Raw genomic sequence first — 17,471 nt, forward strand, 5'->3', positions numbered from 1 at the left:
CGAGTGTCAACGCTCGGTAAATGGATCGTAATGGAGAGTAAAGACTGGGGCATTAATTTCGGGGCAAACAGGGCAATGTTTCACCGATTCGGGTGATGAGTCGGCGCTTTGCCGCTTGTCGTTTCATCTCTCCGGCGGCGGTGGTGCGACGTTGACGTCGCTCGCAGAGGACGCTCGCACGGAACCGAGGAGAGGTGGGCGGATGAACGCCGCCGGGAGCAGGACCGCCGGGAGAAGGACCACTGTCCACAGGAGGACGCTCGCCGTCGGCGCCCTCGCCACCGCCCTGATCACCGGCCTCGCCGGATGTTCGGGCTCCGAAGGGGCCGGCCCGAGTGGTGCCCCGGGCGCCAGGAAGGGGCAGGCCGCGGCTCCCCAGAGCGCCGTGCGCCTGATCGGCGACGGCTCCACCGCCTTCACCGGCGCCCAGCCGAACCAGGCCACGTGGCAGCGGATGAAGCCGGGCCAGAAGCCGCCGCAGTTCGTGGTGTTCTCGTGGGACGGCGCCGGCGAGGACAGCCAGAAGCTCTTCTCCCACTTCCGCAAGGTCGGGAAGAAGTACAACGCGACCATGACGTACTTCCTGAGCGGCGTGTACCTGCTGCCCCAGGAGAAGAGCAAGCTCTACGAACCGCCGCAGCACGCCGCCGGCCGCTCGGACATCGGCTTCAACGACACCGAGGGCATCCGCGCCACCGTCCGTGAGCTGCGCGGCGCCTGGCAGGAGGGCAACGAGGTCGGCACGCACTTCAACGGGCACTTCTGCGGCCCGGAGAGCGGTGTCGGGAACTGGTCCGTGGAGGACTGGAAGAGCGAGATCAGCCAGGCCAAGTCCTTCGTGAAGAACTGGAAGACGAACTCCGGCCTGACCGCCGAGCAGCCGCTCCCCTTCGACTACGAGAAGGAGCTGGTCGGCGCCCGCACGCCGTGCCTGGAGGGCCGCAAGAACTTCGTGCAGGCGGCGAGCCAGCTGGGCTTCCGCTACGACACCAGCGGCGTCAACGACCACATCTGGCCGAAGAAGGACCACGGCCTGTGGGACCTGTCGATGCAGCTGGTCCCGGTCCCGGGCCGCGCGTTCCAGACGCTGGCCATGGACTACAACTTCCTGGTCAACCAGTCCGGCGGGAAGACCCAGGGCGACCCGTCCATGCACCAGTTCTGGGGCAACCAGATGCGCGACGGGCTGGTCCAGGCGTTCAACCGCTCGTACCACGGCAACCGGGCGCCGCTGATCATCGGAAACCACTTCGAGTCGTGGAACGGCGGCACGTACATGCGTGCCATCGAGGAGACGATCGCCACCGTCTGCGTCCAGAAGGACGTGAAGTGCGTGTCCTTCCGGCAGCTCGCGGACTGGCTGGACGCGCAGGACCCGGCGGTCCTCGCCAAGCTGAGGACCCTGAAGGTCGGCGAGGCCCCGCCGGGCGGCTGGGCGACCTTCCTGGGCCCCCAGCCGATCCCCCCGGCGAAGCAGAACGTCAAGCAGGCCGGGCCTCAGGCGGGTTGAACAGCGCACGTCGCCGGTGAACGGCGGGCCGGCCGGCCGTCACGCGGGCTGAGCGGCGCCCAGGGCCTCGCTCAGCACGAACCCGGGGTCGACCTGCGCGGCCAGGTCGGCCCCCGTCTTCTCGTTCCCCCAGCTCTCCGCGTTCCTCAGGTGGAAGTGGACCATCTGCCGCGTGTAGCGCTCCCAGTCACGATGGACGTACGAGTCGTCCGCCGCGTCCTGGAGGGTCTGCAGCGCCATCCGGTTGTCCGCCTCCAGAAGCTCGAAGCGCGGCGGGCGGCCCTTCTCCATCGCGCGGACCCAGTCCGAGTGCCCGACCGTCACCAGCAGGTCGTCCCCGACCTCGTCCCGCAGGAAGTCCAGGTCGTCGAGGCCCTGCACCTTGTTGCCGACGACCTTGAGCGCGACCCCGAAGTCCCGCGCGTACTCCTTGTACTGGCGGTAGACCGAGACGCCCTTGCGGGTCGGCTCGGCGACCAGGAAGGTCATGTCGAAGCGGGTGAACATCCCCGAGGCGAACGAGTCGGAGCCCGCCGTCATGTCCACCACGACGTACTCGTCCTGCCCGTCGACCAGGTGGTTGAGGCACAGCTCCACCGCGCCGACCTTGGAGTGGTAGCAGGCCACCCCGAGGTCCGACTCGGTGAACGGCCCGGTCGCCATCAGCCGGATGTCCCCGTCGTCCAGCCGGACGGTCCGGGCGCACGCCTCGTACACCGGGTTGTCCTCGCGGACCCGCAGCAACCGCGAGCCCTCTCCGGGCGGGGTCGTCTTGATCATCGTGTCGGCGGAGGCGATCCGCGGATTGCAGCCCCGCAGGTACTCCTTGATCAGCGGCAGGTGCGCGCCCATCGCGGGCAGGGCCGCCGCCTCGGTCTCGTCGAGCCCGAGCGCGGCCCCGAGGTGCTGGTTGATGTCGGCGTCCACCGCGACGACATGGGCTTCATTGGCGGCGAGGTGGCGGATGAACAGCGAGGACAGCGTGGTCTTCCCGCTGCCGCCCTTCCCTACGAAAGCGATCTTCATGTTCACCTAGCGTAGTGGCATGGTCGCGGCATGTGGTCAAGAGGCGTGAAGAAGACCACTCGAACGTGGGCCGGGGGTCGCGGGCGCGTAGCCTCGCTACTTATGAGTACGCACGCCTCTGACCCCTTGGCCGCTCTCGGCTCCCTGCCGGGTGTCGCCGACTCGGTGGACTCCGTACGCAAGGCCGTGGACCGCGTCTACGGCCACCGTGTGATGCGGCGCCGCAGCAACGAGATCACCTCCGAGGCGGCGCTGCGCGGTGCGCGCGGCTCGGCCGCGCTGTCCGGAGCCGACTGGGCCCTCGAAGAGGTCCGTCGACGCACCGACTTCAGCGGCGACGCCGAGGCCCGCACGGTGGGCGCGGCCCTGCGCCTGAGCGCCGAGGGCGGTCAGCTGCTCTCCATCTGGCGCCAGTCACCGCTGCGGGTGCTCGCCCGCCTGCACCTGGTCGCCGCGGGGGACGCGGGACGCGGGAACGCCGCCGAGCGCCCGGGCGGGGAGCGGGACGGGGCGGCCGACGCGGTCGGCAGGCCCCGGCTGGCGGGCGAGGCCGTGGACGAACCGCTGATCGAGGCGCCCCTGCCGGATCCCGCGGAGGTCGCGGGCCGGCTCGACGGACTCTCGGAACTGATCATCGCCGGCGGTACGGCTCCGGCGCTGGTGACGGCGGCCGTGGTGCACGGCGAACTCCTCGCGCTGCGCCCGTTCACGTCCTGCAACGGGCTGGTCGCGCGGGCCGCCGAGCGGATCGTGCTGATCGGCAGCGGCCTGGACCCGAAGTCGATCTGCCCGGCGGAGGTCGGGCACGCGGAGCAGGGCCGCGCGGCCTACGTGGCGGCCTTCGAGGGCTATCTGTCCGGAACGCCGGAGGGTGTGGCCGCGTGGATCGCCCACTGCGGGCGGGCGGTCGAGCTGGGCGTACGAGAGTCGACGGCGGTCTGCGAGGCGCTCCAGCGCGGCGCCGCCTGAGTCCGCAAAGGGTTGCGGCGGTACCCGTTCAGGTACCGCCGCTGGCACGTCGGCCGAGTTACCAAGCGTCCTCGATATGTGCCCATCAGGCGGGGATCTTCGCCCTACGCCTGGTGCGGCTGGCCCGTAATCGACGGGTCGACGTCGCGTGGGTGCCCGACTTCGGTGCTGGGTCCGTGGGGCCTTCTTGCTCAACAGGTCATCCTCTCGGATGTCCCAGGTCTCGCGGGCCTGATTCCTTTCTACTCCTGTCGGAGTGGAAGGGAAAGTGGTGGCTCCACTTCTTTACTTCCGGATCAAATTCGGGCAAAGCGATCGGCAAGTGCGGCCTGCCGACGACGGCTGGCGTACCAGACGAGACCGGCGGTCGCCGCCGCCGCGCCCACGGCCGCGGCGGCGACGAGCGCCGGCCGTGGCGGCATCCTGAAGCCGGGCAGGCGCTGCTTGAGCCGGACGGGCTTCTCGAAGAGCAGCACCGGCCAGTCCCGGGCGGTGGCCTCCCGGCGCAGCGTCCGGTCCGGGTTGACCGCGTAAGGGTGGCCGACGGCCTCCAGCATCGGAACGTCGGTCGCCGAATCGCTGTAGGCGAAGCAGCGCGAGAGGTCGTACCCCTCCGACTCCGCGAGCTCCCGGATCGCCTCCGCCTTGGTGGGTCCGTAGGCGTAGTACTCCACCTCGCCGGTGAAGCAGCCGTCGTCGCCGACGACCATCCGGGTGGCGACGACCCGGTCGGCGCCGAGCAGCTCGCCGATCGGCTCCACGACCTCGGCCCCGGAGGTCGAGACGATCACGACGTCCCGTCCCGCGGCGTGGTGTTCCTCGATGAGGGACGCGGCCTCGTCGTAGATGAGGGGGTCGATCAGGTCGTGCAGGGTCTCGGCGACAAGCTCCTTGACCTGCGAGACGTTCCAGCCTTTGCAGAGCGCGGAAAGATATTCGCGCATCCGCTCCATCTGATCGTGGTCGGCGCCGCCCACGAGGTAGACGAACTGGATGTAGGCCGTCCGCAGGACGGCGCGGCGGTTGATCAGCCCGCCTTGGTAGAAGGACTTGCTGAAGGTCAGCGTCGACGACTTCGCAATGACCGTCTTGTCCAGGTCAAAGAAGGCGGCTGTGCGCGGCAACGAGTGGTTTTCCACGAGCCTGAGCATAGGTGCCCGCCATTCGGCGTACGCTCGGGCGTGTGGGTTTGCCTGAGAAGGCTCTCGGGTACACCATGGAAGTCACGGATCGTTCGCGACCGTGCTAACCCGGTCCGGCTCCTCCCCCCCCGAGTCGGCCGGAAAGACGACCCCCGCTCTCCCCCCCGGCGGGGGTCGTCGCATGTCCGGACGCGTTTTCGTCCCTCGGACGGTCATCCCTTCCCCTCTCGTCGGTCTGTCGGCCGCGAAGTCGCCATGCCCTGATTTCGTCACCCAACGTAATCGAGGTGCTGCTCTCCGGGAAGCCCCCGCAGGGGGCATGGAGATATTCACAGCGACGGGGTTATCCACAGATTCTGAGTGAGATCCCCAAGATTTCCGGCACTGCCCCACGGTGATTCCAGCCGCGATGTTCGCGGACGACAGGAATCACCGATTGATCCCGTCCCCGCCACCGACGCGGACGGGATCACACCGACAGGGGGAGTGGGACGTGACGGGATCCATCGCGTACCGGACATCGAGGACCTCGCGGTCCATGAGGGCCTCACGGTCCTCGGACGACGGCGGCGGGCCGGCCGGCCAGGAGCGGCGGGCCGGGCCGCTGATCGTGACCGAGGACCTCGCGCTCCTCGACGACCTGCTGCGGCTGTGCGCCGCGGCCGGAGCCGAGCCCGAGGTGCACCACACGGTGCCGGAGCGGCGCGCGGACTGGTCCGACGCCCCGCTCGTCCTGGTCGGCGAGGACGCCGCTGACCGCTGCCGGGCCGCCGCGCGCCGCCAGGGCGTGATCCTGGTCGGCAGGGACCGGGACGACCCCGACGTCTGGCGGCGGGCCGTCGAGATCGGAGCGGAGTGCGTGCTGCGGCTGCCCGACGCGGAGAGCTGGCTGGCCGACCGGATCGCCGACGGGGTCGAGGAAGCGGGACGGCAGGCCCTGACCATCGGCGTCATCGGCGGCCGCGGCGGTGCGGGCGCGTCGACACTCGCCTGCGCCCTCGCGCTCGCGGCCGCCGGAACGGGGCGCCGCACGCTGCTCGTCGACGGCGACCCCCTCGGCGGCGGTCTCGACATCCTGCTCGGGGGCGAGCGGACCGAGGGCCGACGCTGGCCCGACTTCGCCGCCTCGAAGGGGCGGGTGGCCGGCGGAGCCCTGGAGGAATCGCTGCCGTCGGTGCGAGGCCTGCGGGTCCTCAGCTGGGACCGTGGCGACTCCGTCCTCGTGCCGCCCGAGGCCATGCGTTCCGTCCTCGCGGCGGCCCGCCGACGAGGCGGGGTGGTCGTCGTGGACCTGCCGCGCAGGCTCGACGAAGCGGTGACCGAGGCACTGGCCCAGGTCGACCTCGGCCTGCTGGTCGTCCCCGGAGAGCTGCGGGCCGTCGCCGCGGCCCACCGGGTCGCCTCCCTGGCCGGGATGGTGCTGAGGGACCTGCGCGTGGTCGCGCGCGGGCCGTACGCCGCGGGGCTGGACGCGCGGTGGGTGGCGGACGCGCTGCGGCTGCCGCTCGCCGGGGAGTGCCCCCATGATCCGGACCTCGCGGCCGCCCTCGACGCCGGCTCCCCGCCCGGCGCCGGGGCCCGCGGACCGCTGAGCCGGTTCTGCGCGGAGTTCTGGGAGCGGGCGCTGGCGACGGAGGGCGTGGCATGAGCGGCGACGGACGGCCCGTGAGCGGCGCCGGACTGCTGGACGCCGTCCGGCAGCGGCTCGCCGAGAGCGGTGCCGAGCCGACACCGGCGAGGGTGGCGGCGGCGCTGCGGGCCCAGGGGCGGCTGCTCGGCGACACCGAAGTCCTCGGAGCGGCCGAGGCCCTGCGCTGCGAACTGGTCGGCACGGGACCGCTGGAGCCGCTGCTCACCGATCCCGAGGTCACCGACGTGCTGGTGTCGGCGCCGGACCGGGTCTGGGTCGACCGGGGAGCCGGTCTCGAGCTCACCGGCGTCTCCTTCGCGGACGCGGCGGCGGTACGACGCCTGGCGCAACGCCTCGCGGCGGTGGCGGGCCGCCGTCTGGACGACGCCAGGCCCTGGGTGGACGCCCGGCTGCCGGACGGCACCCGGATGCATGCCGTGCTGCCGCCGGTCGCGGTCGGCTCGACGTGCCTCTCCCTCCGGGTCGTGCGCCCGAGAGCCTTCTCCGTGGCGGAGCTGACGGCGGCGGGCACGGTCCCGCCCGGCGGGGAGCGGGTGCTGCGGGCGCTGATCGAGGCCCGGGTCTCGTACCTGATCAGCGGCGGCACGGGCTCGGGGAAGACCACGCTGCTGTCCACCCTGCTGGGGCTGGTGGGGGCGGGGGAGCGCATCGTCCTCGCCGAGGACTCGGCCGAGCTGCGCCCCGACCACCCCCATGTGGTGCGCCTGGAGGCACGGCCGGCGAACCAGGAGGGCGCGGGCCTGGTGACGTTGCGGGACCTGGTGCGCCAGGCGCTGCGGATGCGGCCCGACCGGCTCGTGGTCGGTGAGGTCCGGGGCGGCGAGGCGGTCGATCTGCTGGCCGCCCTGAACACCGGGCACGAGGGCGGCTGCGGCACCGTCCACGCCAACACGGCGGCGGACGTCCCGGCCCGGCTGGAGGCGCTGGGGACGGCGGCGGGGCTCGACCGGGCGGCGCTGCACAGCCAGTTGGGTGCCGGGCTGTCGGCGGTGCTCCATCTCGTGCGGGACAGGGCGGGCCGGCGGCGGATCGCCGAGGTCCACGTCCTCGAACGGGACCGGGAGGGCCTGGTGGTGACGGTGCCCGCGCTGCGCTGGGACGTGGACGGGTTCGAGCGGGAGCGGGGCTGGGGGCGGCTGCGGTCGCTGATCGGGGGCGAGCGGTGGTGAGGGACCCAGGGGTGCCGGCCCAGGTGGCGGCCGTCCTGTGCGCGGTGGTCGTGCTGTGGAGGCTGTACGAACGCGAGCGGGGGCGGCGCCGGGTGGTCGCGGTGCTCGCGGGGATGGGGGCGCGGGGGAGCGGAGGCGTCGGCCAGGAGGCGGCTCCGGGCGCCGGGACGAGGGCGTGGTGGACGGCCGGTCCGCGCTGGTGGGGCCTGCTGCGGGAGCGGCGCGAGTGGCTCTGTCTGCCGGCTGCGGCGGTCGTCGCGCTGCTCGGGGAGTCACCGCTGCCGCTGGCGGCGGGGGCCGTCGCGGTGCCGCTGGTGGGGCGAAGGCTGCGCGCGGTGGCGCTGCGCGGACGGCGGGAGGAGCGGTCCGACGGGGCGGTGGCCTTATGCGGCGCGGTCGCCGGTGAGCTGAGAGCCGGTCGGCAGCCGGCCCAGGCACTCGTCTCGGCGCTCGGCGAGGCGGGGGCGGCCGGGGCGCTGGGCCCGCGTGAGGAGGCCGCGCTCCTCGCGGCGGCCCGGTTCGGCGGGGACGTGCCCGAGGCACTGCGCGAGGCGGCCCGACAGGACGGCGCGGACGGCCTGGCCGGGATGGCGGCCTGCTGGCAGGTGGCCGTGGACGGCGGGGCGGGCCTGGCCGCCGGGCTCGACCGGCTGGAGTCCGCGTTGCGGGAGCGCCGGGACCAGCGGGAGCGGATGAAGGCGCAACTGGCGGGCGCCTGGGCGACGGTGGCCGTCCTCGCGGTCCTGCCGCTCGTCGGCCTCGCGCTCGGCACGGCACTGGGCGCCCGACCGCTGCACGTGCTGCTGCACACACCGGTGGGCTGGGGCTGCCTGGCCGTGGGCGCGGTCCTGGAGACGGCCGGCCTCTGCTGGGCCGCGCGGATCGTCCGGGGAGGTGAGGAGGGGTGACCGACGTGACGGGGCCGTGGGCGGGAGCCCTGATCGCGGTGGAGTTCCGGGAGTTCGGGGGGTTCGGGGAGTTCGTCCACAGGCTGGGGACGGCGCTCCTGGTGGCCGGAGCTCTCGCCGGGGCGGTCACGGCCCTCGCCGAGCGGCGGCGCGGACGGCGGACGCGGAAGCGCCTCGCGGCGCTCCTGGGGGCCGGGTTCGCCACCGTACGGCCGCGAAGGACGGGCCTTCCGCCGTGGTCGCGGACGTGGGCCGCACCGCTCGCTGCCGCCGGCCTCGGATACGCATTGTTCGGCGGCGGCGTCGGCTGCCTGGTGGCGGTCGGGGCGGCGTACGGGCTGCGGAGGTGGTCGGCCCGTCGCGCGGCCACCGTGGGCGAGGCCGAGGAGGTGGCGCGGCAACTCCCGCTCGCCGCGGATCTGCTGGCGGCCTGCGCCTCGGCCGGTGCGGGGCCGGGGGAGGCGGCGGAGGCCGTCGGCCGCTCGCTGGGCGGGCCGGTGGGCGAGCGGCTGGCACGGACGGCCGCCGAGCTGCGGCTGGGGGGTGAACCGGCCGAGGTGTGGCGGAGGTTCGGAGCGATACCCGGCGCGGGAGGACTGGCCCGCTGCCTGGAACGGGCCGGTTCCTCCGGGGCGCCCGCCGCCGAGGCGATCGCGAGGCAGGCGGCCGGACTGCGGGCCGAACACGCCCGACGGGCGGCGACGCGGGCGCAACGGGCCCAGGTCCTGATCACCGCGCCCGTGGGCCTCTGCTTCCTGCCCGCCTTCCTGGCGGTGGGAGTGGCCCCGGTCGTGATCGGCCTCGCGACCGGACTACTGCGGAGCTGAGGGGCGACGCATGCCTCCGCCGCAGACGAAGAACAGCCAACGCAGCACAGAACAACGAACGCATCCCACACACACACCCACGGGGGTTGGCATGAAGAACACGAGGAACGGCGAGAGCGGGTCGGGCATGGCGGCCCTCCGGACCTGGTGGCGGGCCCGGAAGGCGGCCCGTTCGGACGCGGGGATGACCACGTCCGAGTACGCGATGGGGACGATCGCGGCGGCGGCCTTCGCCGCCGTGCTGTACAAGATCGTGACCAGCGGATCGGTCTCGGCGGCGCTGGAGTCGGTGATCGGGAAGGCGCTCGATGCGCCGTTCTGACCGGGGCTCCGTGCGGGACCGGGAGTTCCGGGACGGGGAGTGCCCGCAGGGGCGGAAGTCCGTGAAGGACCAGAGGTCTGGGAAGGGCCGGGAGACCCGGCGCAGGGGCGGGCATCCCTTGCGGGACCGGGGCCGGGACCAGTGCCAGGACAGGGGCTCGGTGACGGTGGAGGCGGCGATGGCCCTGCCCGCCTTGGTGGCCTTCACCGTGGCTCTGGTCTGGGCGCTCGCCGCGGCCGCCGCGCAGATCCAGTGCGTGGACGCGGCGAGGGCCGGGGCACGGGCCGTGGCCCGCTCCGAGCCGGTGACGACGGCCGAGGCGGCCGCCCGGGCAGCGGCCCCGGAGGGCGCCACGGTGGCCGTGGAGCGCTCGGGGGAGCTGTGGCGGGTGACCGTCCGGGCGCCGGCCCCCGGGCCCGGCGGGATGGGCCTCACGCTGCGCGCCGGGGCCGCGGCGCTCGCCGAGGACACGATCCTGGGCACGCTCCAGGGCACCGCCGGGGACACCACCGGTGGGACGGCCCGGCCGATGGCCTCGCTGGGAGACACGCCGGTGCGGGGTGCGTCGTGAGGGGCCTCGGGCTCGGGCGTGGTCCGGTGAAAGCCGGCCGAGGGCCGATGGCGCGCGTCGTGAGGGGCCTCGTGTTCGGGCGTGGTCCGGTGGGTGCCGGCCGGGTGGTGGCCCGCATGGCGAGGGGCCCCCGGCGGGCGGTGTGGACCCGCCGGGGGCGATCGGGGGGTGGCGACCGTGTGGACCGCGTTCGCGGCCTGTGTCCTGTGCGTCGTGTTCGGGGCCGTGCTGGCCCTGGGCCAGGCGGTGGCGGCGCGGCACCAGGCGGGCGGGGCCGCGGACCTGGCGGCCCTCGCCGCGGCCGACCGGGCGCTGTGGGGCGAGGAGGCCGCCTGCGCCGCCGCGGCCCGGGTGGCGGCCGCTCAGGGGGCCGAGGTCCTGCGCTGCTCGGTGCGAAGCGATGTCGCCGACGTGACGGCATCGGCGCGCCTGGGGCCGTATGCCCCGGCGGTCAGGGCGCGGGCGGGGCCTCCGCAGGCGCTGCCGGGGCTTCCCGGAGCAGTTCCGTGAGGAGCCGGACGGCACCGCGCTTGTGGAGCGGGTCGTTGCCGTTGCCGCACTTGGGGGACTGGATGCAGGACGGGCAGCCGGCCTCGCACTCGCAGGAGGCGATCGCCTCGCGGGTGGCCGTCAGCCACTCCCGGGCGGTGCGGAAGGCCCGCTCGGCGAAGCCCGCGCCACCCGGATGGCCGTCGTACACGAAGACGGTCGGCAGCAGGGTGTCGGGGTGCAGCGGGACCGAGACCCCGCCGATGTCCCAGCGGTCGCAGGTGGCGAAGAGCGGCAGCATGCCGATGGAGGCGTGCTCGGCGGCGTGCAGGGCGCCACCGAGGATCTCCGGGTTGATCCGGGCGGCGTCGAGCTGGTCCTCGGTGACCGTCCACCACACGGCCCGGGTGCGCAGGGTGCGGGGCGGCAGGTCGAGCTTGGTCTCGCCGAGCACCTCGCCGGTGATCAGACGGCGGCGCAGGAAGGAGACGACCTGGTTGGTGACCTCGACGGAGCCGAAGCAGAGCCGTCCCGCGCCCCAGGGGATCTCGGTGTCGGTCTCCAGGACGGAGATGGCGGTGGTGTCGCGGGCGGTCGTGGAGTACGGCGGGGAGGCCTCCTCGACCAGTGCCACCGAGTCCTTCAGGTCCAGGTGCTTCACCAGGTAGGTGCGGCCCTGGTGGAGGTGGACGGCGCCGTCGTGGACGGCGGTGTGGGAGGCGGCCTCGTCGACCGTGCCGAGGAGGCGGCCGGTGGCGGCCTCCACGATCTGCACCGGGCTGCCGCCACCGCCGCGGATGTCGGTCAGATCGGCGGCCCGCTCCCTGCGGGTCCAGTACCAGCCGCCGGTACGCCGGCGCAGCAGGCCGGCGGCCTCCAGCTGGGGCAGCAGGTCGGGGGCGGCCGGGCCGAAGAGCGCCAGGTCGGGGTCGGTCAGCGGGAGCTCCGCGGCGGCCGCGCACAGATGGGGTGCGAGCACGTAGGGGTTGTCGGGGTCCAGGACGGTCGACTCGACCGGCTGCCGGAAGAGCGCCTCGGGGTGGTGGACCAGGAAGGTGTCCAGCGGGTCGTCGCGGGCGATCAGGATCGCCAGGGCGCCCTCCCCGGAGCGCCCGGCCCGGCCCGCCTGCTGCCACAGGGAGGCGCGGGTGCCGGGGTAGCCGGCGATCAGGACGGCGTCGAGGCCGGAGACGTCCACGCCGAGCTCCAGGGCGGTCGTGGCGGCCAGGCCGAGGAGCTCGCCGGAGTGCAGGGCGCGTTCCAGGGCCCGGCGCTCCTCGGGCAGGTAGCCGCCTCGGTAGGCGGCCACCCGGCGGGCCAGGGAGCGGTCGACCTCGGCGAGGCGTTCCTGGGCGATGACGGAGATCAGCTCCGCGCCGCGCCGGGAGCGGACGAAGGCGACGGAGCGGACGCCCTGCACGGCCAGATCGGTCAGCAGGTCGGCCGTCTCGGCGGTGGCCGTGCGGCGCACCGGGGCGCCCTGTTCGCCGTGGAGCTCCGTCAGCGGCGGCTCCCAGAGGGCGAAGACCAGCTCGCCGCGCGGGGAGGCGTCGTCGGAGACCTCCGAGACCGGCAGCCCGGTCAGCCGGCCGGCCGCCACTGCGGGCTCGGCGGAGGTGGCGGAAGCGAGGAGGAAGACGGGGTCCGCGCCGTAGCGGGCGCAGACGCGGCGCAGCCGGCGCAGCACCTGGGCGACGTGGGAGCCGAAGACGCCCCGGTAGGTGTGGCACTCGTCGATCACGACGTAGCGCAGGGAGCGCAGGAAGGAGGACCACCTGGGGTGGCCGGGGAGTATGCCCCGGTGCAGCATGTCGGGGTTGGTCAGGACGTAGTTCGCGTACTGGCGGACCCACTCGCGTTCCTCGACCGGCGTGTCGCCGTCGTAGACGGCAGGCCGGATCCGGTTGCCGAGCGGGGCGGCCAGCTCTCGTACGGCGCGCCGCTGGTCGGCTGCGAGGGCCTTGGTGGGGGCGAGGTAGAGGGCGGTGGTGCCGCGCCCGTTCGCGGCCTCGGAGCCGTCCAGGAGGGCGGAGAGGACCGGGGTGAGGTAGGCCAGGGACTTGCCCGACGCCGTGCCGGTGGCGATCACCACGGATTCGCCGTCCAGGGCCCGCTCGGCGGCCTCTGCCTGGTGGGCCCAGGGGTGCTCGATGCCGGCCGCCTGGATCGCGCTGATCACTTCCGTACGGATGCGATGCGGCCAGACGGCATGGCGACCCGCCCGGGCGGGCAAGTGCTCCGTATGAGTGATGCGCGCTGCCCGGCTCTCGCCCTGGGTGAGCCGGTCGAGGACCACGCCGGGAGACGGGCGACTGCCCGGGCTTTCAGCGGGTCCACTGGGGCGGTGATTCTTGGCCATCGGCACCGAGTGTGTCACTGGCGTGACGGACAATGCTCCCAAGGCGTCGTGCATGGCTGCTGGTAAGTGATTGAATGCCATCGCGGCTGGCGATCCGTCCCCCGACTCCGCCCGGGAGACCCGAGGGGCGACCGCTCGATAGCAAGGTGCTGGAGGATCCGTGGACCTGTCCCTGTCGACTCGCAATGTGTCCGGCCCGAGTGGCGACCGTACGGTCGTCGAGGTCGGTGGCGAGATTGATGTGTATACCGCGCCCAAGCTGCGCGAGCAGTTGGTCGAGTTGGTGAACGACGGCAGCTACCACCTGGTTGTCGACATGGAGGGCGTGGACTTCCTCGACTCGACCGGCCTCGGCGTGCTGGTGGGTGGCCTGAAGCGCGTGCGCGCGCATGAGGGCTCGCTGCGCCTGGTCTGCAACCAGGAGCGCATTCTCAAGATTTTCCGGATCACCGGCCTGACCAAGGTGTTCCCCATCCACACCACGGTCGACGAGGCCGTCAACGCCACCGACTGAGGTCGGAAGAAGGTCGAGGAGAGCCGGGCCGGCCAGGCCCGGTCCTCCGAGTTGCCCGTCCATCGTTCCTAGGGGGACCGCATGGCCACCGTTGAACTCCGCTTCAGCGCCCAGCCCGAGCACGTCCGCACGGCCCGCCTGGTGGCGGCCGCGGTGGCACGCCGGGCCGGGGTCGACGAGGCGGTTCTCGACGAGGTCAGACTCGCCGTCGGCGAGGCGTGCTCCCGGGCGGTCGGGCTGCACCGCGGCCATGGCGTGACCACCCCGGTCCGCGTCGTGCTGACCGAGGAGGAGAAGAGCTTCTCCATCGAGGTCGGCGACGAGGTGCCGGGCGCGGGGGTGGCGGCGGCCGACGCCGCCGGTGTCCCCGGCGCGCGGTCCGCGGCGCCGGTCGAGGAGTTCGAGGACCCGGACGGTGAGGACGAGATGGGCCTCGCGGTCATCCGCGGGCTCGTCGACGACGTCGAGGTGAGCGCCGGCGAGCAGGGCGGAGTGATCCGCATGAGCTGGCCGACGACCGCGACGGCCGTGCTTCCCTGAAGCGGCGAGAACCGAAAAAGAGGCCCTGCTGAGCAGGGCCTCTTTTCATTTCTCTAGATCATGGATCATGTGTTCATGCTTTTGCCCCATTACTGCTTCCGGTGGGGAAGTGTGAGGCAATGGGGAATTCCATTTGCGGCGCCCTGTTTTGATCGGGTTCCGCTCCCTACAATCCGTCCACATCTTGAGCTCGCAACGTCAAGGAGGACGAATGGCGGGGCTCTTCAACCCAGAACTGGCCGGACACCCCACTTCTCTCGCCGCAGCGGTACTCACCGACGGAAACCGGACGATCGTGATCGTCATCGCGGCCGTCGCGCTCGCGGCCCTGCTCGTCGCCCAGCTACTGGTCCGCCAGGTGCTCTCCGCAGGTGAGGGCACCGACGCGATGAAGAAGATCGCGGCCGCCGTACAGGAAGGCGCGAACGCCTATCTCGCGCGGCAGTTGCGCACTCTGGCGATCTTCGCCGTCGTCGTGTTCTTCCTGCTGATGCTGCTCCCGGCCGACGACTGGTCGCAGCGCGCCGGGCGCTCCCTCTTCTTCCTGGTGGGTGCGCTTTTCTCCGCGACCACCGGATACATCGGTATGCGGCTCGCCGTACGGGCAAATGTGCGCGTGGCCGCCGCCGCGCGTGAGGCGACCCCGGCGCCGGGCGAACCGGAAAAGGATCTGACGGCCGTCTCGCACAAGGCGATGAAGATCGCTTTCCGCACCGGCGGAGTGGTCGGCATGTTCACCGTGGGACTCGGCCTGCTCGGCGCCTCATGCGTCGTCCTGGTCTACGCCGCCGACGCGCCCAAGGTCCTGGAGGGCTTCGGCCTGGGCGCCGCCCTCATCGCCATGTTCATGCGTGTCGGCGGCGGCATCTTCACCAAGGCCGCCGACGTCGGAGCCGACCTCGTCGGCAAGGTCGAGCAGGGCATCCCCGAGGACGACCCGCGCAACGCCGCCACCATCGCCGACAACGTGGGCGACAACGTCGGCGACTGCGCCGGCATGGCCGCCGACCTCTTCGAGTCGTACGCGGTGACGCTGGTCGCCGCCCTCATCCTCGGCAAGGCGGCCTTCGGCGACCTCGGCCTCGCCTTTCCGCTGATCGTCCCGGCGATCGGCGTGGTCACCGCGATGATCGGCATCTTCGCGGTCGCCCCGCGGCGCGCCGACCGCAGCGGAATGAGCGCCATCAACCGCGGATTCTTCATCTCCGCGGTGATCTCCCTCGCGCTCGTCGCCGTCGCCGTCTTCGTCTACCTGCCCTCCTCCTACGCCGACCTCAAGGGCGTCACGGAGCCCGGGATCCAGGCCCACGAGGGTGACCCGCGGGTCCTCGCGCTGGTCGCCGTCGCCATCGGCATCGTCCTGGCCGCGCTCATCCAGCAGCTCACCGGCTACTTCACCGAGACCTCCCGGCGCCCCGTCAGGGACATCGGCAAGTCCTCGCTGACCGGCCCCGCCACGGTCGTCCTCGCCGGCGTCTCCATCGGTCTGGAGTCCGCCGTCTACACCGCCCTGCTCATCGGGCTCAGCGTCTACGGCGCCTTCCTGCTCGGCGGCACCTCCATCATGCTGGCCCTCTTCGCGGTCGCCCTGGCCGGCACCGGGCTGCTCACGACCGTCGGCGTGATCGTCGCCATGGACACCTTCGGCCCGGTCTCGGACAACGCCCAGGGCATCGCCGAGATGTCCGGCGACGTCCAGGGCGCGGGCGCGCAGGTCCTCACCGACCTCGACGCCGTCGGCAACACCACCAAGGCGATCACCAAGGGCATCGCCATCGCCACCGCCGTCCTGGCGGCCGCCGCCCTCTTCGGCTCCTACCGCGACGCGATCGCCACGTCGGTCGCCGAGGTCGGGGCCAGGGCCACCGAGGCGAACCTCGTGATGGACATCTCCCAGCCCAACAACCTCTTCGGGCTGATCCTCGGCGCCGCGGTCGTGTTCCTCTTCTCCGGGCTCGCGATCAACGCCGTGTCCAGGTCGGCGGGAGCGGTCGTCTACGAGGTGCGGCGGCAGTTCCGCGAGCACCCGGGGATCATGGACTACTCCGAGCAGCCCGAGTACGGGCGCGTCGTCGACATCTGCACCAAGGACGCGCTGCGCGAACTCGCCACGCCAGGGCTGCTCGCCGTGCTGGCCCCGATCGCGGTCGGCTTCTCCCTCGGCGTCGGCGCCCTCGGCGCCTACCTCGCCGGGGCCATCAGCACGGGTGCGCTGATGGCGGTCTTCCTGGCCAACTCCGGCGGCGCCTGGGACAACGCCAAGAAACTCGTGGAGGACGGCCACCACGGCGGCAAGGGCAGCGACGCCCATGCCGCGACCGTCATCGGGGACACCGTCGGTGACCCGTTCAAGGACACCGCGGGACCGGCGATCAACCCCCTCCTGAAGGTGATGAACCTGGTCGCCCTGCTGATCGCACCGGCCGTGGTGCAGTTCAGTTTCGGCGACGACGCGAGCGCCGGACTGCGGACGCTGATCGCGGTCCTCGCGATCGCCGTCATCGTCGGCGCGGTCTACGTCTCCAAGCGGCGCTCGGTGGCGATGGGTGACGAAGACAACGCCGACGACCGCTCGGACACCCCTTCGAGCGCGCCCCTCGTTCCGTAGCACCTGGTCAAGGAGAAGGCGGACGGCACGTCCTGACGTGCCGTCCGCCTTTTTACGTGCGGACGTGAGGCGTGTCTCCCTTGGTGCAAAAGGCTGCAATACGGGATGAACCAGTCCCACGAAAGGTGGATGTCGCCCGCTTGGCGTGTATGTTCCGGGGCCGAGAGCCTTGGAAGGGACCGATCCGGTGAACAAGAAGCTTGCGGCCGCACTGTCCGGCGGCGCGGTACTGGTACTCGCGCTGTCCGGGTGCAGCGACGACGGCGACAAGGTAAACGACTGGGCCAAGACGGTCTGCGACCAGGCGAAGCCCCAGATCCAGAAGCGGGCCGACGCCCAGCAGCTGATCATCTCGACGGCGGCGGACGGAAAGCCCGCCGACATCCAGGCCGCCGACTCGAAGGCGTTCCAGGACATCGCCGACGCCGACCGGGCGCTCGCCAAGGCCATCGACGGGGCCGGTGCGCCGCCCGTCGACAACGGCGAGAAGGTCCAGCAGGACGCGATCAAGGAACTCAACGCGACCGCGGTGGCGTACGAGGGTCTGAAGAAGCAGGTCGACGCGCTCGACCCGAACAACCAGCAGAAGTTCGCGGACGGGCTGCAGGGCGTCGCCGACGGTCTGAAGAAGATCGAGAAGATGGACCAGGACGCGCTGGCGAAGCTGCAGGGTGGTGAGCTGGGCACGGCGATGGCGAAGCAGCCCGGCTGCCAGAAGGCGAAGCCCTCGACGCCGGCCGCGAAGCCGGGCTCGAAGCCCTCGAAGCCGGCCGCCACGGCGGCAACGACCGCCAAGCCGTCGGCGACCGCGAGCAAGAGCGCGGAGTAGCGGGAACGCGGAGCCGCGAGCGAGAACGCTGAACGGC

16 protein-coding genes are annotated in these 17,471 nt (G+C 72.5%); 13 read left to right on the forward strand and 3 right to left on the reverse strand.

All coding sequences use genetic code 11. The annotated features are described in order from the left end of the window. Positions 1 to 202 precede the first annotated feature (202 nt). Positions 203 to 1,510 carry a polysaccharide deacetylase family protein gene (locus tag ACZ68P_RS09890; RefSeq protein ID WP_471004647.1) on the forward strand — a complete coding sequence of 436 codons (1,308 nt, stop codon included), beginning with the start codon at positions 203 to 205 and terminating at the stop codon, positions 1,508 to 1,510. A 39-nt stretch (positions 1,511 to 1,549) separates the two neighbouring features. On the opposite strand, the gene ACZ68P_RS09895 is transcribed toward ACZ68P_RS09890, so the two are convergent. Then, a complete protein-coding gene (locus ACZ68P_RS09895) occupies positions 1,550 to 2,536 on the reverse strand; it encodes an ATP-binding protein (RefSeq protein WP_471004649.1) in 987 nt (328 codons plus the stop codon). A 102-nt stretch (positions 2,537 to 2,638) separates the two neighbouring features. On the opposite strand from ACZ68P_RS09895, the gene ACZ68P_RS09900 reads away from it, so the two are divergent. Beyond that, positions 2,639 to 3,505: a Fic family protein gene (locus tag ACZ68P_RS09900; RefSeq protein WP_471004651.1), complete on the forward strand. Its 867-nt coding sequence runs from the start codon at positions 2,639 to 2,641 to the stop codon at positions 3,503 to 3,505. Positions 3,506 to 3,801: 296 nt separating this feature from the next. Here the strand turns inward: ACZ68P_RS09900 and ACZ68P_RS09905 are convergent, their stop codons facing one another. Then, entirely contained in the window at positions 3,802 to 4,656 is an 855-nt protein-coding gene (locus tag ACZ68P_RS09905; protein ID WP_365712835.1) for an HAD family hydrolase, read from the reverse strand. A gap of 529 nt (positions 4,657 to 5,185) precedes the next feature. Here ACZ68P_RS09905 and ssd point away from each other — a divergent pair. From ssd to ACZ68P_RS09940, 7 genes are all read left to right on the forward strand, one after another. Beyond that, positions 5,186 to 6,295, forward strand: a complete 1,110-nt coding sequence (gene ssd / locus ACZ68P_RS09910) for a septum site-determining protein Ssd (RefSeq protein ID WP_471004653.1) — start codon at positions 5,186 to 5,188, stop codon at positions 6,293 to 6,295. Beyond that, positions 6,292 to 7,467 carry a TadA family conjugal transfer-associated ATPase gene (locus ACZ68P_RS09915; protein ID WP_471004655.1) on the forward strand — a complete coding sequence of 392 codons (1,176 nt, stop codon included), beginning with the start codon at positions 6,292 to 6,294 and terminating at the stop codon, positions 7,465 to 7,467. Before ssd ends, ACZ68P_RS09915 begins: the two co-directional genes overlap by 4 nt. 11 nt (positions 7,468 to 7,478) lie before the next feature. Next, positions 7,479 to 8,375, forward strand: a complete 897-nt coding sequence (locus ACZ68P_RS09920) for a type II secretion system F family protein (protein WP_471004657.1) — start codon at positions 7,479 to 7,481, stop codon at positions 8,373 to 8,375. 38 nt (positions 8,376 to 8,413) lie between these two features. After that, positions 8,414 to 9,202 carry a type II secretion system F family protein gene (locus tag ACZ68P_RS09925; RefSeq protein WP_471004929.1) on the forward strand — a complete coding sequence of 263 codons (789 nt, stop codon included), beginning with the start codon at positions 8,414 to 8,416 and terminating at the stop codon, positions 9,200 to 9,202. A gap of 127 nt (positions 9,203 to 9,329) precedes the next feature. Continuing rightward, positions 9,330 to 9,524, forward strand: a complete 195-nt coding sequence (locus ACZ68P_RS09930) for a DUF4244 domain-containing protein (RefSeq protein ID WP_471004931.1) — start codon at positions 9,330 to 9,332, stop codon at positions 9,522 to 9,524. Then, a complete protein-coding gene (locus ACZ68P_RS09935; protein ID WP_471004659.1) occupies positions 9,511 to 10,095 on the forward strand; it encodes a TadE family type IV pilus minor pilin in 585 nt (194 codons plus the stop codon). Before ACZ68P_RS09930 ends, ACZ68P_RS09935 begins: the two co-directional genes overlap by 14 nt. Before the next feature lie 168 nt (positions 10,096 to 10,263). After that, the gene (locus tag ACZ68P_RS09940) at positions 10,264 to 10,605 is read left to right on the forward strand and encodes an Rv3654c family TadE-like protein (protein ID WP_471004661.1); all 342 of its coding nucleotides are present in this window, start codon (positions 10,264 to 10,266) and stop codon (positions 10,603 to 10,605) included. Here the strand turns inward: ACZ68P_RS09940 and ACZ68P_RS09945 are convergent. Then, positions 10,547 to 13,024 (reverse strand): DEAD/DEAH box helicase, encoded by a 2,478-nt coding sequence (locus ACZ68P_RS09945; protein ID WP_471004663.1) that lies wholly within the window; start codon positions 13,022 to 13,024, stop codon positions 10,547 to 10,549. The two genes, ACZ68P_RS09940 and ACZ68P_RS09945, sit on opposite strands and share 59 nt — an antisense overlap. Before the next feature lie 79 nt (positions 13,025 to 13,103). On the opposite strand from ACZ68P_RS09945, the gene ACZ68P_RS09950 reads away from it, so the two are divergent. From ACZ68P_RS09950 to ACZ68P_RS09965, 4 genes are all read left to right on the forward strand, one after another. Next, a complete protein-coding gene (locus ACZ68P_RS09950) occupies positions 13,104 to 13,457 on the forward strand; it encodes an STAS domain-containing protein (RefSeq protein WP_137988538.1) in 354 nt (117 codons plus the stop codon). 81 nt (positions 13,458 to 13,538) lie between these two features. Further along, complete coding sequence (locus tag ACZ68P_RS09955) at positions 13,539 to 13,997, forward strand: ATP-binding protein (protein WP_471004666.1); 459 nt, start codon at positions 13,539 to 13,541, stop codon at positions 13,995 to 13,997. Between the two features lie 211 nt (positions 13,998 to 14,208). Continuing rightward, entirely contained in the window at positions 14,209 to 16,605 is a 2,397-nt protein-coding gene (locus ACZ68P_RS09960) for a sodium-translocating pyrophosphatase (RefSeq protein ID WP_471004668.1), read from the forward strand. A gap of 187 nt (positions 16,606 to 16,792) precedes the next feature. Continuing rightward, on the forward strand, positions 16,793 to 17,434 hold the full coding sequence (locus tag ACZ68P_RS09965) for a small secreted protein (RefSeq protein ID WP_471004670.1): 642 nt from the start codon (positions 16,793 to 16,795) through the stop codon (positions 17,432 to 17,434). Positions 17,435 to 17,471: the final 37 nt, after the last annotated feature.

It is taken from the genome of Streptomyces sp. NPDC036822 (genome assembly GCF_055609145.1).

What these genes read in the sequence shown, in the direction of transcription:
- ACZ68P_RS09930 (WP_471004931.1), top strand. Translation starts at nt 9,330, where the DNA reads ATGGCGGCCCTCCGGACCTGGTGGCGGGCCCGGAAGGCGGCCCGTTCG.
- ACZ68P_RS09890 (WP_471004647.1), top strand. Translation starts at nt 203, where the DNA reads ATGAACGCCGCCGGGAGCAGGACCGCCGGGAGAAGGACCACTGTCCAC.
- ssd (WP_471004653.1), top strand. Translation starts at nt 5,186, where the DNA reads ATGAGGGCCTCACGGTCCTCGGACGACGGCGGCGGGCCGGCCGGCCAG.
- ACZ68P_RS09905 (WP_365712835.1), bottom strand. Translation starts at nt 4,656, where the DNA reads ATGCTCAGGCTCGTGGAAAACCACTCGTTGCCGCGCACAGCCGCCTTC.
- ACZ68P_RS09935 (WP_471004659.1), top strand. Translation starts at nt 9,511, where the DNA reads ATGCGCCGTTCTGACCGGGGCTCCGTGCGGGACCGGGAGTTCCGGGAC.
- ACZ68P_RS09915 (WP_471004655.1), top strand. Translation starts at nt 6,292, where the DNA reads ATGAGCGGCGACGGACGGCCCGTGAGCGGCGCCGGACTGCTGGACGCC.
- ACZ68P_RS09960 (WP_471004668.1), top strand. Translation starts at nt 14,209, where the DNA reads ATGGCGGGGCTCTTCAACCCAGAACTGGCCGGACACCCCACTTCTCTC.
- ACZ68P_RS09945 (WP_471004663.1), bottom strand. Translation starts at nt 13,024, where the DNA reads ATGGCATTCAATCACTTACCAGCAGCCATGCACGACGCCTTGGGAGCA.
- ACZ68P_RS09955 (WP_471004666.1), top strand. Translation starts at nt 13,539, where the DNA reads ATGGCCACCGTTGAACTCCGCTTCAGCGCCCAGCCCGAGCACGTCCGC.
- ACZ68P_RS09895 (WP_471004649.1), bottom strand. Translation starts at nt 2,536, where the DNA reads ATGAAGATCGCTTTCGTAGGGAAGGGCGGCAGCGGGAAGACCACGCTG.
- ACZ68P_RS09900 (WP_471004651.1), top strand. Translation starts at nt 2,639, where the DNA reads ATGAGTACGCACGCCTCTGACCCCTTGGCCGCTCTCGGCTCCCTGCCG.